Origin of the sequence: Indibacter alkaliphilus LW1 (assembly GCF_000295935.2) — a bacterium.
Lineage (GTDB): Bacteria > Bacteroidota > Bacteroidia > Cytophagales > Cyclobacteriaceae > Indibacter > Indibacter alkaliphilus.
Window position 1 is genome coordinate 374,403 of record NZ_ALWO02000023.1, and the last position, 15,589, is coordinate 389,991.

10 protein-coding genes are annotated in these 15,589 nt (G+C 39.0%); 6 read left to right on the forward strand and 4 right to left on the reverse strand.

The window, feature by feature from the left end; translation table 11 throughout:
* Positions 1-49: 49 nt before the first annotated feature.
* Positions 50-1,618: a S8 family peptidase gene (locus A33Q_RS05860; RefSeq protein WP_009032584.1), complete on the reverse strand. Its 1,569-nt coding sequence runs from the start codon at positions 1,616-1,618 to the stop codon at positions 50-52.
* 371 nt (positions 1,619-1,989) lie between these two features.
* On the opposite strand from A33Q_RS05860, the gene A33Q_RS05865 reads away from it, so the two are divergent.
* The 3 genes from A33Q_RS05865 to A33Q_RS05875 all read left to right on the forward strand — a co-directional run bounded on the left by A33Q_RS05865 (position 1,990) and on the right by A33Q_RS05875 (position 5,905).
* Positions 1,990-4,335 carry a TonB-dependent receptor gene (locus tag A33Q_RS05865; protein WP_009032585.1) on the forward strand — a complete coding sequence of 782 codons (2,346 nt, stop codon included), beginning with the start codon at positions 1,990-1,992 and terminating at the stop codon, positions 4,333-4,335.
* Positions 4,336-4,420: 85 nt separating this feature from the next.
* Positions 4,421-5,368 (forward strand): DUF4625 domain-containing protein, encoded by a 948-nt coding sequence (locus tag A33Q_RS05870; RefSeq protein WP_009032586.1) that lies wholly within the window; start codon positions 4,421-4,423, stop codon positions 5,366-5,368.
* A 78-nt stretch (positions 5,369-5,446) separates the two neighbouring features.
* Positions 5,447-5,905, forward strand: a complete 459-nt coding sequence (locus tag A33Q_RS05875; protein ID WP_009032587.1) for a hypothetical protein — start codon at positions 5,447-5,449, stop codon at positions 5,903-5,905.
* Between the two features lie 61 nt (positions 5,906-5,966).
* Here the strand turns inward: A33Q_RS05875 and A33Q_RS05880 are convergent, their stop codons facing one another.
* Entirely contained in the window at positions 5,967-6,485 is a 519-nt protein-coding gene (locus A33Q_RS05880; protein WP_009032588.1) for a hypothetical protein, read from the reverse strand.
* Between the two features lie 123 nt (positions 6,486-6,608).
* Here A33Q_RS05880 and A33Q_RS05885 point away from each other — a divergent pair, with 123 nt between their 5' ends.
* The 3 genes from A33Q_RS05885 to A33Q_RS05895 all read left to right on the forward strand — a co-directional run bounded on the left by A33Q_RS05885 (position 6,609) and on the right by A33Q_RS05895 (position 12,733).
* The gene (locus A33Q_RS05885; RefSeq protein ID WP_009032589.1) at positions 6,609-8,201 is read left to right on the forward strand and encodes an ATP-dependent DNA ligase; all 1,593 of its coding nucleotides are present in this window, start codon (positions 6,609-6,611) and stop codon (positions 8,199-8,201) included.
* Positions 8,191-10,641, forward strand: a complete 2,451-nt coding sequence (locus A33Q_RS05890) for a ligase-associated DNA damage response DEXH box helicase (RefSeq protein ID WP_009032590.1) — start codon at positions 8,191-8,193, stop codon at positions 10,639-10,641. The genes A33Q_RS05885 and A33Q_RS05890 overlap by 11 nt, the downstream gene beginning before the upstream one ends.
* 166 nt (positions 10,642-10,807) lie before the next feature.
* Positions 10,808-12,733 carry an ATP-binding protein gene (locus A33Q_RS05895; protein WP_016254746.1) on the forward strand — a complete coding sequence of 642 codons (1,926 nt, stop codon included), beginning with the start codon at positions 10,808-10,810 and terminating at the stop codon, positions 12,731-12,733.
* Here the strand turns inward: A33Q_RS05895 and A33Q_RS05900 are convergent.
* On the reverse strand, positions 12,730-14,178 hold the full coding sequence (locus A33Q_RS05900; protein WP_009032592.1) for a TrkH family potassium uptake protein: 1,449 nt from the start codon (positions 14,176-14,178) through the stop codon (positions 12,730-12,732). The two genes, A33Q_RS05895 and A33Q_RS05900, sit on opposite strands and share 4 nt — an antisense overlap.
* Before the next feature lie 4 nt (positions 14,179-14,182).
* Positions 14,183-15,526 carry a Trk system potassium transporter TrkA gene (gene trkA, locus A33Q_RS05905; protein WP_009032593.1) on the reverse strand — a complete coding sequence of 448 codons (1,344 nt, stop codon included), beginning with the start codon at positions 15,524-15,526 and terminating at the stop codon, positions 14,183-14,185.
* Between the last annotated feature and the right edge of the window lie 63 nt (positions 15,527-15,589).

Consider the following 15,589-nt stretch of genomic DNA (forward strand, 5'->3'; position numbering starts at 1 on the left):
CGCCCACTTTATAGTAGACGGCTTATTTAGAGATATTTTTTACGATCAATTAAAATGATATCGTCACGGAATTTGAACAAACGTCGGTACCTACTTCACAAACCGTATAGGTCAAAGTTCCAGAACCTCTTAAGTTAGTCTGATCGGTGTAAGAACCTGAATTGTTCACTGTTGCAATTTTGGATCCCTCTCTATAGATATCCACTTGGCTTGAATTAGCTCCTGACCAAGATAGTGATGCTCTCCATCTACCTTGAACTTTCGTTCCTGAACCGCTCAAATCAATAGAAGCAGAAGGATCATCTCCACCATTGTCTCCGTCATCACCTCCATTGTCACCATCATCTTCCCCTGAAGATGTACCTAAGGAATAAAGTAAATGGTTGTTGGTAGTTCTGGAATTGGTAACCTTATTTTTAGTAGAGGTATCAGAAAGGAAATTGTAAACAGCCTGTGCGCTTGCAGATGGATTACTTTGTAAATACAAAGCAGCAACACCCGCAACATGAGGCGAAGCCATAGATGTACCGCTTATTGTATTTGTGGCAGTATTGCTGGTATGCCATGCTGCTGTGATAGAAGCTCCCGGAGCAAATATATCCACACAATCACCGTAATTGGACCAAGATGTTTTGGAGTCACTATTGGTGGTCGCTCCTACAGTGTATGCTCTTGCTGCTCTTGCTGGAGAATAATTACATGCATTGGCCTCTCTACCTCTAAAATCCCCATTCCCTGCAGCTACTATAACTGGCACTCCAGCATCAAACATTCTGGTTACGGCATCATCTATTGCGGCACTTCCGCCTCCGCCTAGGGACATATTGGCGACAGAGGCACCTGATGCATTGGAGGCTACCCAGTCCATGCCAGCTATTACACCACTCCAAGAACCGGAACCATTGCAATCCAATACCCTGACGCCTACAAGTGTAACACCTTTTGCTACTCCATAAACAGAGCCTCCAACTGTACCTGCTACGTGAGTCCCATGACCATTACAATCTTCAGAGTTTCCACCAAAAGCATCAAAACCTCTTTGAGCGCGGTTACCAAATTCACTGTGAGTCGTGCGCACACCGGTATCAATGATGTAAGCTGTTACTCCTGAACCTGTGGAATTGTATGTGTAAGAACCATTTAAAGGAAGATCTCTTTGATCAATCCTATCCAAACCCCAAGTTGCATTGTTTTGGGTTGTAGAAATTGCGTATGCGTACTGATCTGGCTCAACATAGGCCACCATAGGATCTTGCTCTAAAGCATGAAGCTGTTCGTCGGACAACTTAACAGAAAAACCAGGAATCAGATTTCCATATACTTTTTCCACCTTGGTGTCCTCTACTCCGTAGCGGGCCAATAAGTCTACAGAAAACTCTCTCATCATTGATTGAACAGAACTGTATTCTCCCGTTCTACTGAATGTTAGACTGTTTTCCTGCAAAATCACAATGTACTGACCGGGTATCACTCCTTGGGGAGAATCAACAGCAAATACATCAAAGTCTTCCATGGAAAGTTCGTTTTCAGCGTCCTGACAGGAACTCACTGAAATTGCCAATCCTAGAGCAAGAAGACCTATCGGCCTTCTGATCAATTGATAGAAATTTTTAAGCATAATAAATAAGGTTAGTTAGTTGATATTGTACTTTTTACATAAAAAGCACTGATCAATCTAAATAATATTTTCAACTTCTACACAATTTTAATTCGATAAAATCAAATTAAATGACATTTTATTTCTTTTTTTATAGAATATAAGGCAGTTTATAAAACATAAGATTGTATTTAAAGAATAAAAAAATATGTTTATAAAACTTTATTCATCACAAAATATAACCATTCATGTAAGCTGAAAAAAAATCAAAGCATTTACTGAATCAAAATACATTAAAAGTGAACTATTCTGGAATATTATTACTTTTGCATCTGAAACATTATTGCATTTAGTTGCGGACCATCCACACCCACATATTATCCACCTTCTTTTTGTTGCTTACTTTATCTTCAGCTTCTGCACAGCAGTCGGGCTTTAGTCTTAAAGGTGTAATCAATGATGAATCAGGAAACGGGATTATGGCAAGTATTTCAATTCATGAATTGGGAATTGGCACCTTGGCAGATTTAGATGGGAATTTTTCATTTAAAAATTTAAGGCCAGGATCCTATCATCTTCATGTAACTCATGTGGGTTTTAAATCAGAAAACAGAAACATCATTATCCGCGAAAATGACTCTGAAGTAAGTATAAAGCTTAAAGAGTCAGCTATTGAGTTGGAAAGTCTGACCATAGAGGCAAACCCTTTCAAAAATGGCCCTTTAGAGCAATCCCAAACTATTCTGGTCTTGGACAGAGATTTTTTGGAAAGAAATAATGGAGGAACTTTTGCCAACGCACTGGAAAAGCTTCCAGGAATAAGCACCATCAATACAGGGGTTGGAATTGCGAAGCCTGTGATCAGGGGTATGAGCTTTAATAGAATCATGATCAATGACAGGGGGATCAAGCAGGAAGGCCAACAATGGGGTGCCGACCATGGGCTTGAAATAGACCCTTTTGATGTGGATCGTGTGGAGGTGGTAAAAGGACCTGCATCGCTCCTTTATGGCTCAGATGGAATGGCAGGGGTTATCAATATCTCTCCCCCTGCATTCAAGCAGGATAATGAAATCGAAGCCTCATTTACAAGCATGTATAGGACTAACAATGACATGCTTTCCAACTCGTTGGCCATAGACGGTAATGAAGGAGATATCTTGTTTGGTGGAAGATTCACCGCTCAGGATTTCGCAGATTACAGGGTTCCGGCTACTCAGTTTAATTATGCTGGATTTATTCTTCCGATCAATGAAAACAGGCTTAAAAATACAGCAGGTAGAGAAAGGCACTTTTCAGCCATGGCAGGAGTCAAAAAAGCCTGGGGATATTCTACCCTTACCGTTAGTAGGTTTGATCAAGAAGCTGGAATATTCGCTGGAGCAGTAGGAGTTCCCAATTCTTATAACCTTAGGCACGATGGAGATCATAGAAATATTGATGTTCCCAGGCAAAGCAATCAGCACTTGAAAGTGCTTTGGAATAATAGCATTCTTTTGGGAAGTCACTGGCTAGAATTGGATTTGGGTTATCAAAAAAACGAAAGAAGGGAGTTTTCCAGACCACATACGCAAGAAGTTGGTCCTGACAATCCATTTGGTAATTTAGCGCTTTCCCTTACTTTGGATGTATTTACAGCCAATGCTAGAATTAATAAACAGCACGGAGATAAAGGACAATCAATTATTGGGTTTAATACGCAATATTCAGAAAACCAGCAAAGTGGTTTTGAATTCCTTTTACCTAACTTCCAGTCCTTTCAAGGAGGAGCATTTTATTTTAGAGAGTACCGGTATTCTGACAAACTGATTTTCAATGCCGGAGCAAGATTAGACGGGGCTTATCATGATATTCAAGAGCATTTGCAGCCCATATTCGAAAGACTGCGCCCAACAGGTGACATGGACCAAAGAAACCCTGATATTCAAAGGCAATTTTTCAATGCTAGTGCTTCTACCGGGTTGTCTTGGGTCTTCAAAGAAAATTTCAATCTGAAATTAAATCTTGGCTCGGCCTATAGAATCCCCACCCCTATTGAATTATCCTCCAATGGTGTGCACCATGGCAACTTTAGACATGAGGTGGGCAATGCAAATCTGGATAGAGAGCGAAGCTATCAGGCAGATATGAATTTTGCCTACTCCAAGAAAAACTTTCTGATTACAGTAAGTCCTTTCTTTGGGTATTATGATAGTTATATTTATTTGTCACCTGCTGCCAGATTCTCACCGCTTCCGGGGTCGAGTATTATTTGGGAATATAGACAAAACAACGCCATTTTTACTGGAGGAGAACTTCGAACTACGTTTCATCCAATCAAAAGTCTTTCTTTATCCTTGGGCACCGAATATGTTTACAACCGAAATCTAGATACTGGCCTCCCACTGCCACTCACTCCTCCTTTCAGTATTCTTTCAGGTCTGGAATACAAAGTTCCCCAAATCACTCAGGTGATTGAAAACCTCTACCTTTTCGTAGAAATCAGAAAGGCAGCTGACCAAAACAGAGTGGACAGAAATGAAAGAATAACCGAGGGTTATACCCTTCTGGAAGCAGGTCTTGGGGGAGATTTCCAAATCGCTAAACAGGAAGTGAAATTTCAGGTTTCCGGGCAAAACCTTACCAATGCTGTATATTTCAACCATTTGAGTAGATATAGACTACTTAACTTGCCTGAACAAGGCCGGAACATCAGCTTTTCTCTTAAGATCCCTCTTCAAGTTAGGAATAGAAATTAAACCTATTTATTTTTTTATTAAATCAGCTAGACTATATTTGCAACAGAATTGCAAGTACAATTAAGTTTCATTAACATCTAAACCAATGAAAAAATTATCATTATCCTTTTTATCAGCCTTACTTATTCCGTTCCTATTTTCATGCTCTGATGAAAATGACAATCCACCTGCAGCAGACTTAAACGCTCCGGAAATTGGATTTGCAGAAGGAAGAGATAGCTTCCGACCCATGGAAGGCGAAGTTAGATCTGCATCAACTGATCACATGCATGTAAGGTTCAGCGTTTCGGATGATTCCGGAATCGGACAAGTGCTTGTCGATATTCACAACTCCTTTGATGGCCATACCCACGGAAGACTCAACAATACTTTCACTGCTCTAAATGTTAAAGATATCTATAGCCCCGATGCTTCACAGCCTTTCTTAAGGTTTCCTGAAGGTGCTACCTTCTTAAATGTTGACGGTTCTGCTACAGATATTTATTGGGAAGGACCAACTTCCAGAGTTGAAAACAATGTCCTAGCAGGTCCTTATGATATTATCATTTCTGCAGTGGATGTCAACGGGAATCAAACCAGTTTTGGAGACGATAGCAATTACCTTGCTACATTCTATATCGAAAGGCCCTATGCGCCAATGATTTCTGTGACCAATCTTCATGATGGTGAAATTGAAGGTGATGCAGGAGAAGCACTGGAAGTCGTGGGAAGTGTAGCAAAAGCCGGACACGAATTGAGTTCTGAAATCACATTCCTTTGGGTAAGACTTGTTGAAGAAGATCATGACCACGACCACAATCACCGAGTTTCGGGTGAAGAGTTTTACGAAAAAGTATGGGGTACGTCTGCTTGGAGAGATGGAATGAGTGGGCCAGATCTTCCAAACGGAGAAGAATTGAAATTTGAGGATATTTTCACAGGTGATAATGCAATCATTTTACCGGAAGGTGAAGATCATCTTGACCTGATTATTTGGGCGGAAGATGCAAATGGCAACATTACCAGAAAAGTATATGAAGTACATATTGATTAATCATTAATCTATAACTATTTTGGAGGGAAAATCTTTAGAGGTTTTCCCTCTTTTTCATTTAAACCAACCAAATAAATTATGAGAAAAGTTTTGTTTTCTTTGCTCACAGGCTTCATTGCCCTGTCAGTTGTAAGTTGTTCCCAACAAAAAGAACAGGAAGGTGATCCAGCTATTTATGCTGAAGCCAATGAAATCCACCAATCCTCTTTGGATATCAGAGAAGAGTTGATGGAAATGGAAAAAACCTTAAAAGAAAGTGGTATTACACATGATGAAATCAAAGAATTATTGAAAGCCTGGGACAAAGACATCATAGAAGTTCCTGGTTATGAGCATTCTCATGATGATGAGCACCAAAGAAAATACCATGTTCACAATCCTATGAAACCCTTCAATGATGAAGAACATCTAGAATATCAAAAAATAATGCATCAGGAAATTGTTGATATACGAGAAAAAATCAATGAAATCCTTGCAGAAAAAGTAAATGAGGAAGAAGACCCTTCTGTATTGGAAGAAGCTACTGATCCTGCATAACTCTTTTCAAAGAATAAACAAAGGTCATCGCAATGATGACCTTTCTTATGTTTGTTTTCTTTCAAAAGTAAGGAGAACAAAGTGTCATTTTCGACCTGTCAAAATTAACAGGACTGTTATCATTACTCCCTACATTACCGGCAACAATAATCACTTGATATTCTGGACCTGAGTCTGCAAGGTGTACTTTTATATGTCCATCAAAGCTTTTGAAATCCTCAAAGCTCAAATCTTTTTGATTTGATAATCTTCCCAAAACCGTTGTACTCCGCAATAATCTGATATCAATAGGCTCTAGCATATGGGCCATCGGTGCATCCACATCGTCATATGCACCAAAATGCAAATGAGCAGGAAAGAAATAGGCATCATCTCCTTTTTCGCCTTGCAATTCAATTTCGAGTTCCAACTCCCCACCCATCAACTCTCTGACGGTCAAAAGCCCAGTATAATCAAAATCTGAAGCCTGGTAAAGAGTGTACTCAATTTCAGATCCTGTATAAAGGACGTCTTCGCTGCTATTCTCTTGACAGGAACTAAGAGCCAGAAATGAAATGAGCAATACAGCTAACTTTTTCATATATTCAAGGTTTTACTATTTGAAAACGGTGATACCCTTTTTCATGTTTTGTTTCAGAATGAAATATAAATATTAAATTGAATAAAGAATGTGAATTTTGTCACTTAAGCCTTTAAACTTCCCATGCAGCAATTTGCCTCACTTTTTTCAAAACTTGATCAAAGCAATAAAACAACAGACAAACTTGCAGCTTTAAAAGACTACTTTCTATCTGCACCAATGCAAGATCGGCTTTGGACACTGGCATTATTTACACATAAAAGACCAAAAAGACAGGTCAATACCCGCCTGTTAAGAGAATGGTGTTGTGAAATAAGTGGCATTCCAGATTGGCTTTTTGAAGAGTCTTATCAGACTGTTGGTGATTTGGCCGAAACATTGGCTTTGCTTCTACCAGAAAATTCTGAAAAGCAGGATAATACATTATCTTTTTGGATTCAATATTTGACAGGATTGAAAGATTTGGATGATTTAACAAAAAAAGAGAAAATTCTGTATGCATGGTCAGTTCTTGAAAAAGATGAAAGGTTCATTTTCACTAAAATCATTACAGGTGGATTTCGTGTTGGAGTAAGTCAAAATTTAGTGACCCAAGCAATAGCAGATGCTTTTGACATGGAAAAAACAGAAGTTGCCCATCGAATTATGGGAGACTGGAGTCCTGATGAAATTAATTTTGACACTTTGATACTATCCAAAAACCAGCTCGATGACCTTTCAAGACCCTTTCCGTTTTTTCTAGCTCATCCTTTGGAAAAAGAGCTTGAAGAACTCGGAACTATTGCAGACTGGCAAGTCGAGTGGAAATGGGATGGAATCCGCGGTCAGTTGATCTATAGAAAATCAGAGGTTTTTCTATGGTCCAGAGGGGAAGAATTGGTTACGGAAAAATTTCCTGAAATTCAGCGGATGGCTGAAAAATTGCCCCAAAATATTGTATTAGATGGAGAAATAGTAGCTTTTGAAAATGGTTCCCCTCTCCCCTTTGGCTTATTACAAACAAGAATTGGAAGAAAAAATCTGAGCAAGAAGATCCTCAAAGAAGCTCCTGTCAGCTTTATTGCCTATGACATGCTTGAGTATGAAGGAAAAGACATTAGGAACCTCCCTCTTCAAGAAAGACGGTTTCTGTTGGAAAAAACGCTTTCAGAGACTTCTGAATCCAACTTGTTACTATCTCAAAGCATCCATTGTGAAAATTGGAATGAATTAAAATCACTCCATAAGGAATCCAGAGAAATGATGGCTGAAGGATTTATGCTTAAGCAAAAGAACTCCCCATATGAAGCGGGAAGAAAAAGGGGGACTTGGTGGAAATGGAAAATTGAACCACTGACTATTGATGGAGTCATGATTTATGCCCAAAAAGGACACGGGAGAAGAGCCAATCTTTACTCAGATTATACTTTAGCCGTTTGGAATGGCGAGAGCCTTGTTCCTTTTGCAAAAGCTTATTCCGGACTTACTGATTCAGAAATCAGAGAAGTGGATAAATATGTCAAACAAAATACCATGGAAAGGTTTGGGCCAGTGCGCACGGTAAAGGCAGGTTTGGTTTTTGAAATTGCTTTTGAAGGAATCCAAAAAAGTAGCAGGCATAAATCCGGTATAGCACTTCGGTTTCCCAGAATACAAAGATGGAGAAAAGATAAGCCAATTGAAGAAGCAAATACCCTGGACGACTTAAAAGGACTTTTGGAGATTTATGGAGTATAAGAATTTAAAGATTGCATTGGATTACTTTCGGCAAAAGGGATGGACGCCTTTTGATTTTCAGATTCAGGCATGGAAAGATTTTTTAGATGGTAAATCAGGTATTCTCAATGCACCTACAGGCAGTGGAAAGACCTTTGCGCTTTGGTTTCCGATTATACTATCCTATATTCTTTCACATCCTGATTCCTGGAAGAAGCCCCGAAAAAATGGCTTGAAAATTATCTGGGTAACGCCCCTCAGGGCACTTGCAGTGGATATTCAGCATGCCATGCAGGAAGTGTGTAACATTATAGGTCTGCCATGGAAAATAGCGGTAAGAAATGGGGATACTGACACCAAAGAAAGGAGCGCTCAAAAAAGAAACCCTCCTGAATGTCTGATTACCACACCGGAAACTCTCCATATTTTGCTTGCCCAAAAGAACAATAAAAAGTTATTCGAAAACTTAGAAGCGATTGTCATCGATGAATGGCATGAACTCATGGGAAATAAGCGTGGCGTTCAGGTCCAACTGGCATTGGCTTATCTAAGAAATATCCACATGAAAGAAATCAAGACATGGGGGATATCTGCAACCATAGGAAACCTGGAAGAGGCATTCAGGGTTCTTTTAGGCCCAAACCTTCCCATGCATATTGTCAAAGCTGAGGTTGATAAAAAAATCAAAATCAATACTATCTATCCGGATGAATTGGAAAAGTACCCTTGGTCCGGACATTTGGGTATCAAATTAATAGATAAGGTCATACCGGTAATTGAAAAACACAGGTCTATCTTACTTTTTACCAACACCCGGGCTCAAACTGAAATATGGTACCAACAACTTTTAGAGCACAGGCCTGATTTGGCTGGAATTGCAGCGGTTCATCATGGCTCATTGGATCAGAAAGTTCGAACTTGGGTGGAAGAAGCTTTGCATTTAGGCAAGTTAAAAGTGGTCGTTTGTACTTCTTCACTGGATCTGGGGGTAGATTTCAGACCTGTGGATGCGGTAATCCAAGTTGGAAGCCCTAAAGGAGTCGCAAGGTTTGTTCAGAGAGCAGGAAGATCCGGTCATCAACCAGGTCTTCCCAGCGAAATTTATTTCGTGCCTACCCATTCTTTGGAATTACTCGAAGCTGCCGCTTTGAGGGCTGCAGTAGATCAGGGAGAAATGGAATCCATACACTGCCCTAGACTCCCTTATGATGTCTTAATTCAGTTTATGGTCACATTAGCTGTAGCTGATGGCTTTTACCCTGATCAATTATTCGAGACAATCAAAACCTCATTTTCATTTAATGATCTGAATAGAGAAGAATTTGATTGGATGCTTGCATTTATTACTAAAGGTGGAGAATCTCTCAGCGGATATGAAGAGTTTGCAAAAGTAGAGATTGAGGAAGATGGAAAGTATATAGTCAACAATAGAAAAACAGCTATGCGCCATCGTCTGAGTATGGGAACTATTGTCAGTGACCCTATGCTCAAAGTTAAATTCCAAAATGGTACATTTTTAGGAATGGTGGAGGAGTATTTTTTTTCGAAAATGAAGCCAGGTGACAGATTTTTCTTTTCTGGGAGAAACCTGGAGTTTGTTAGAATCAAAGAGCTGAGTGCTATTGTTAAGCTTTCAACTAAAAAAAGTAAAAATACACCCTCATACATGGGGGGGAGAATTTCCCTGACTTCAAAGCTATCCGGAAAAATCAGAGAAATCCTGGAAGAAAGTACTAATTCACAGTACAACTCAGAAGAGATCAAATATCTGGAACCTTTACTAAACTTACAGAAAAATCTTTCCCTGATCCCAGACAGTAAGACTTTTTTGATCGAAAAACATATTTCCAAAGAAGGCTATCATGTCTTTTTCTTTCCTTTTGAAGGGAGGATGGTACACGAAGTTCTCGGCGCATTGATTGCCTACAGGCTATCGGTAAGTTACCCCTTAAGCTTTAGCATTGCAATGAATGACTATGGTTTTGAACTTCATTCAGATCAGCACATTCCAATTGAAGATGCTCTGGAAGTAGACTTATTTACTGAAAATAATCTTGGGGATGATATATTGGCCTGTATCAATGAGAGTGAAATGGCCAAAAGAAAATTTCGTGATGTGGCTACCATTTCGGGATTGATTTTTCAGGGCTATCCTGGAAAACCCATGAAATTAAAACACTTGCAATCCAATTCAGGAATTCTTTACGGTGTGTTTGAAGATTATGATCCCCACAACCTGCTCTTAAAACAAGCCCATAGGGAAGTATTAGATATGCAAATGGAAAAAGACAAAGTTTTACAAGCTATTAGAAAAATAAACCAACAGAAAATTGTCCTGAAGAACCCCGGACAGTTTACACCATTCTCTTTTCCCATCATGGTAGATAGGTTAAGGGCATCCTTAAGTTCAGAAACAATAGAAGATCGGATAGCAAAAATGAGAGCTGAAATGATTTCCTAATATACACAATCCCGGAAGCCCTACTTACCAAACTAACGCATTCAAAATATTTTCTCATAAATAGGTTTTCAGCCCAAAAACATTTTTAATAATGGGAAATATTTTTTTTTCTTGGCTTTAGGCAGATAAAGATTTAATTTCGAATGAAATTTTAAATTCAGATTTGGTGGAGACAGATACTTATCATTATAAGATTTTTAGCTTTCATTTTCTGGTTATCTTATTTATTTTTCTAAATCAGTTTAGCTTTGCTCAGTCAACACAATACATAGACCATATTAGCAAAGCGGATAGTATTTACTCCAAGTTACAGCTTGCAAATACCCAAAGAGAAAAATTGGAATTACTCTCTGAACTTGTTTGGGAAATTCATTACTCGGATTCCGCCCAACCTTATTATTTGCAGGCAATCGAACTTTCCAAAACTCTCAATGACCCTAACCTGGCTGCTCAAAATCTAAATAGGCTGGGGGTTTATTACAGAAACAACAACCTCCAAGAAGAAGCGCTCCTATTGTATGAAGAGGCTTTGCAAATATCCAGAAAAGCTAATAACAATACCCAGATCGGCCATTCCCTGAACAGTATAGGTCAGATCTACTTTTACAGAGGACTATTCGAGGAAGCCCTGGAATATTATCTAGAGGCTGCTGATTTTTTCCTCGCAGAAAATGATGAGGAGGGACTTGCGTATAATTACACAGGATTGAGTTTGGTGCTTGGTGAGCTGGGGAGGTATTTTGAATCTATAGAAACCATCAACAAAGCCATTGCAATACGCGAAAACCTTGGAAACGAAAGACAGCTGACCGTTTCAAGGTTCAACAGAGCAAATCTCCTCATGGATATGGGGGATTATAGCAGTGCAGAAAAGGACATGCTCAATCTCTATGAATATGGCCTACAATACGATTTGGTCAGAGCAATCAATGCCTTAGAGAAGCTTGTAGAACTGAAGATTAAACAAGGGGATACTGACATGGCATTTGAGTATGCCAATAAAGCCATTGACTTGCACCAACAAAGACCTAACTCCGAATCAATGGTCGCCATATTGCAGCAGATGAATCAATTGAGTTTTCAAATTGGCAACCAAGAGCAAGCCAATTATTATAATGAATTGCTTCAAGCAGAAAAAAATATCCTGAATGCGGAGAAAACCAAAAATCACCTTTCCTCGATAACCATCAAAAAACAAAAGGATGAAATTGAAGCACTCAGCAGAGAAAATGAGCTGATAGAAAAAAACCGCCGGTTCAGGCTCTACTTGGCTCTTGCCCTTTTGGTAATTATTGCTGGTCTGGTTTTCATTTTGTTCAATTATTATAAATTTCTTTTAAGGGAAAAAGCTAAGAATAAAGAGCTCAATCAACAAAAAGAAAAAATTGAAAACCAAGCCAAGGAATTGGATGAGCTTAATAGAGTAAAAGATAAGATATTTTCCATCATTTCCCATGACCTGAGAGGCCCCTTACACTCATTATTGGGTATGGTACAACTCTTCAATGAAGAAAGCCTGAGTAAAGAAGATTTCAAGGAATACTTACCCAAAGTAGCCCAGAGCTTAGGAGAAAACGAACAGTTGTTGGAAAACCTTTTGATTTGGTCCAGAAATCAAATGAAGGGAATAAAAGTCTCTAAGAAGTTGATTTCAGTCAGTAAACTGGTGGATAAAAACATCCAAATCTTGTCAAAGACCAATTATTTTAAAAACCAGGAAATCCAAAACCTAATTCCCCTTGAAATAAAGCTGATAACAGATCCTGATATGTTGGAAATCGTGCTCAGAAACCTTTTGACAAATGCGCTGAAATTCACCCATGCCGGAAGCGAAATCATTTTCAGTGCAACTGAAAAATCTGACAGTTACGTTTTCAGCATCAGGGACAATGGAATAGGCATTCATGAGGAAGTTTTGGAAAAGCTGTTTAGAAACACATTTTTTTCATCTCCAGGAACCAAAAAGGAAAAAGGTACAGGCATAGGGTTACTGCTCTCAAGAGAATTGATTCAATTGAATAAGGGCGATATTTGGGTAAAAAGCCAACCAGGTGAAGGTGCTGAATTTTTCTTCAGTTTACCTAAAAATTAATTTGCTCTCCAAAAATAAGGGGTAAATAAAACCAATATTGTAAATAGTTCCAACCTTCCCAACAGCATGAGGAAGCTGAGAAATATTTTGGAAAAAGGGTCAAAAAAAGCAAAGTTATCAACCGGGCCTACCCTGCCTATAGCTGGCCCTACATTCCCAAGGCTGGTAGCTACAGCTCCAAATGAGGTCAGTATATCATAACCCATCAGGGAAATGATAATAGAGCCAATCACAAAAATCATCAGATAGATCAGGAGAAAATTCATGATATGAGTAATGATTTTCCCGGTTACTCTATCACCATTGATTTTCAGCGGCACCACAGCTCTGGGATGAACAATCCTTTTAAACTCTAACCATGAATTTTTGAAGAAAGTCAGGTGCCTGACAAACTTAATTCCTCCAGAGGTAGATCCCGCAGAAGCTCCCAGAAATAAGAACATGAAAAAAACCAAAGTCAAGCCTGAGTGATATGCAGTGTAGTCTGCAGTGACATATCCTGTAGTAGTAATCAATGAAACCACTTGAAAAAGGGTATCCCTAAAGGCATTTTCAACCCCATCTCCAGAATAAAAAAGCACAGGTCCAAACAATAGAACGGTAAAGGTAAAAACACCTATTAGATATGCCTTAAACTCATCCGACCGCCACACTTTATTAAACTTTCCTTTTAACCCAAAATAGATGATGGTAAAGTTGGTTCCCGCCAAAAACATAAAAAAGATAGCGGTATATTGGATAATGGGTGGAAAATAAGCCATGCTGTCATTTTTTGTTGAAAAACCACCTGTTGCCATTGTAGTGAGGGCATGGTTGACTGCATCATAGAAACTCATTCCCTCTAGAAAATAAATAATTCCAACAGAGATAGTAAGGCCAATATATACAAACCAAAGTCTTTTGGCTGTCTCCCGAATACGAGGATGCAGCTTATCAGAAGTCGGCCCGGGTGACTCTGCAACAAAAAGCTCAATCCCACCAATCCCCAGAAGTGGGAAAATTGCTACTGTCAATACGATGATACCTAAGCCCCCTATCCATTGGGTCATTGATCTCCAGAATAAAATTCCTTTTGGTGTAGCCTCAATATCAGTCAGAATAGTAGCTCCTGTGGTGGTTAGACCAGAAACAGTTTCAAAAATGGCATCGGGAAGGTTGTCCACTACTCCACTCAAAATATATGGAAGCATCCCAAAAATGCTCATAAATAGCCAACTCATTGAAACGATAAGATATCCTTCTCTTTTTCGGATATTCTGATCCTGCTTGGAAAAGGAGAAAAACAAAATAGATCCAAAGAGAAATGAAGTTAATGCTGAGTAGATTATAGGATAATGATCCCCACTTTCGAAGTATAAACTAAAAACAACCCCAGGTATCATAAGTAAAGACAAGAGCATCAATAAAGCTCCCATGATTTTACCTATTGCTTTGAAATGGATCATAAGCTTAATGGAAAAGTTTTTCTAAAGCTGCCTTTGCAGTGGGTAATGCCAATACTATAGCCTTGTCATCCATTTGCAAAGTAAACTCCCCATCAGGAATAAATACTTGATCCTCTCCCCTTATAACTCCTGCAACAATTGCAGTATCGGGAAAATGAAGATTTTTTAAGGGATTTTTGGTTACCCTATTGTTCTTGTTGACCACGTATTGAATAATTTCAGCATCTACACCATAAATACCGGATACGGCCTCTACTTTACCCTTTCTCAAAAACCGGGTAATCTGGTTGGCCGCCACAAGCTTTTTGTTGATTAATGAATCTACACCAATGCTATGAGAAATATGAATGTACTCTCTGGTATCCACATGTGCTATGGTTTTGTAAACTCCATGGTTTTTGGCACTCAGGGAAGTAATGATGTTGGTTTCTGAGGATTCTGTCAGAGAAATAAAGGCTTCCATTTCCTCCAAACCCTCTTCAATCAATAATTCAATATTTTTGTAATCTCCATTGATTACCAAGGTTTTATTCAGTCTTTCGGAAAGCCATTTACATCTTTCCTTGTCTTTGTGAACCAAAGTCACCCTGTAATCATGTTCCAATGTAAGGGCTGTGGTATAGGCCATATCATCACCTCCTATGATCATGACATTTTTGATAGCTACCCTCTTTTGCTCCAAAAGGTCAACTATGGAGGTTACAGCTTTTTTATTGGATATGAAAAATACATGGTCATTGTTCCTGATTACTGTATTGCCTCTGGGGATTATTGTAATCTGATCTCTGACAATAGCAATGATTTTGACATCTTCAAAAATCGGGTTATTGCGTGTATCGGAGATTTTTTTATTTACCAAGCTGCTGTATTGGTCAAGGGTAATACCGACCACATTGAGTTTGCCTCCCTCAAATTCAAAAACATCGGAAAAAACTGAATTTTTGATCATTCTGGAAATTTCACCACTACATAACATGGTGGGCGAAATGATATTGTCTATTCCGATATTTTTGAAGTATTTATCATGCTCAGGTTCAAGGTAGTCATGATTTCTCACCCTTGCAATCACCCGCTTAGCTCCAAGTTGCTTAGCCAATACTGCAGCCAGTATATTGGTCTTTTCTGAAGTAGTGACTGCCATAAACATGCTTGAGTTGCTGACATTGGCATTTTTAAGAATTTCCAGTGATGTGGCATCACCCCAAACAGTCAATACATCCAAATGGGCAGAAGCATAATCCAAAGCATCTTTGTCCAAGTCAATAAGGGTAATGTCCTTATTTTCAAAACTTAGTCTTTCCGCTAAATGGTAGCCCATATCGCCGGCTCCGGCAATGACTATATTCATAAAAAACTGATTTATATACTCGGATCAGAATCAATTCTCCTCCAGTGCCCGAAAGGTAAAGGC

Coding starts and splice junctions, on each gene's coding strand:
- A33Q_RS05860 (WP_009032584.1), bottom strand. CDS start 1,618: ATGCTTAAAAATTTCTATCAATTGATCAGAAGGCCGATAGGTCTTCTT.
- A33Q_RS05870 (WP_009032586.1), top strand. CDS start 4,421: ATGAAAAAATTATCATTATCCTTTTTATCAGCCTTACTTATTCCGTTC.
- A33Q_RS05875 (WP_009032587.1), top strand. CDS start 5,447: ATGAGAAAAGTTTTGTTTTCTTTGCTCACAGGCTTCATTGCCCTGTCA.
- A33Q_RS05880 (WP_009032588.1), bottom strand. CDS start 6,485: ATGAAAAAGTTAGCTGTATTGCTCATTTCATTTCTGGCTCTTAGTTCC.
- A33Q_RS05885 (WP_009032589.1), top strand. CDS start 6,609: ATGCAGCAATTTGCCTCACTTTTTTCAAAACTTGATCAAAGCAATAAA.
- A33Q_RS05890 (WP_009032590.1), top strand. CDS start 8,191: ATGGAGTATAAGAATTTAAAGATTGCATTGGATTACTTTCGGCAAAAG.
- A33Q_RS05900 (WP_009032592.1), bottom strand. CDS start 14,178: ATGATCCATTTCAAAGCAATAGGTAAAATCATGGGAGCTTTATTGATG.
- trkA (WP_009032593.1), bottom strand. CDS start 15,526: ATGAATATAGTCATTGCCGGAGCCGGCGATATGGGCTACCATTTAGCG.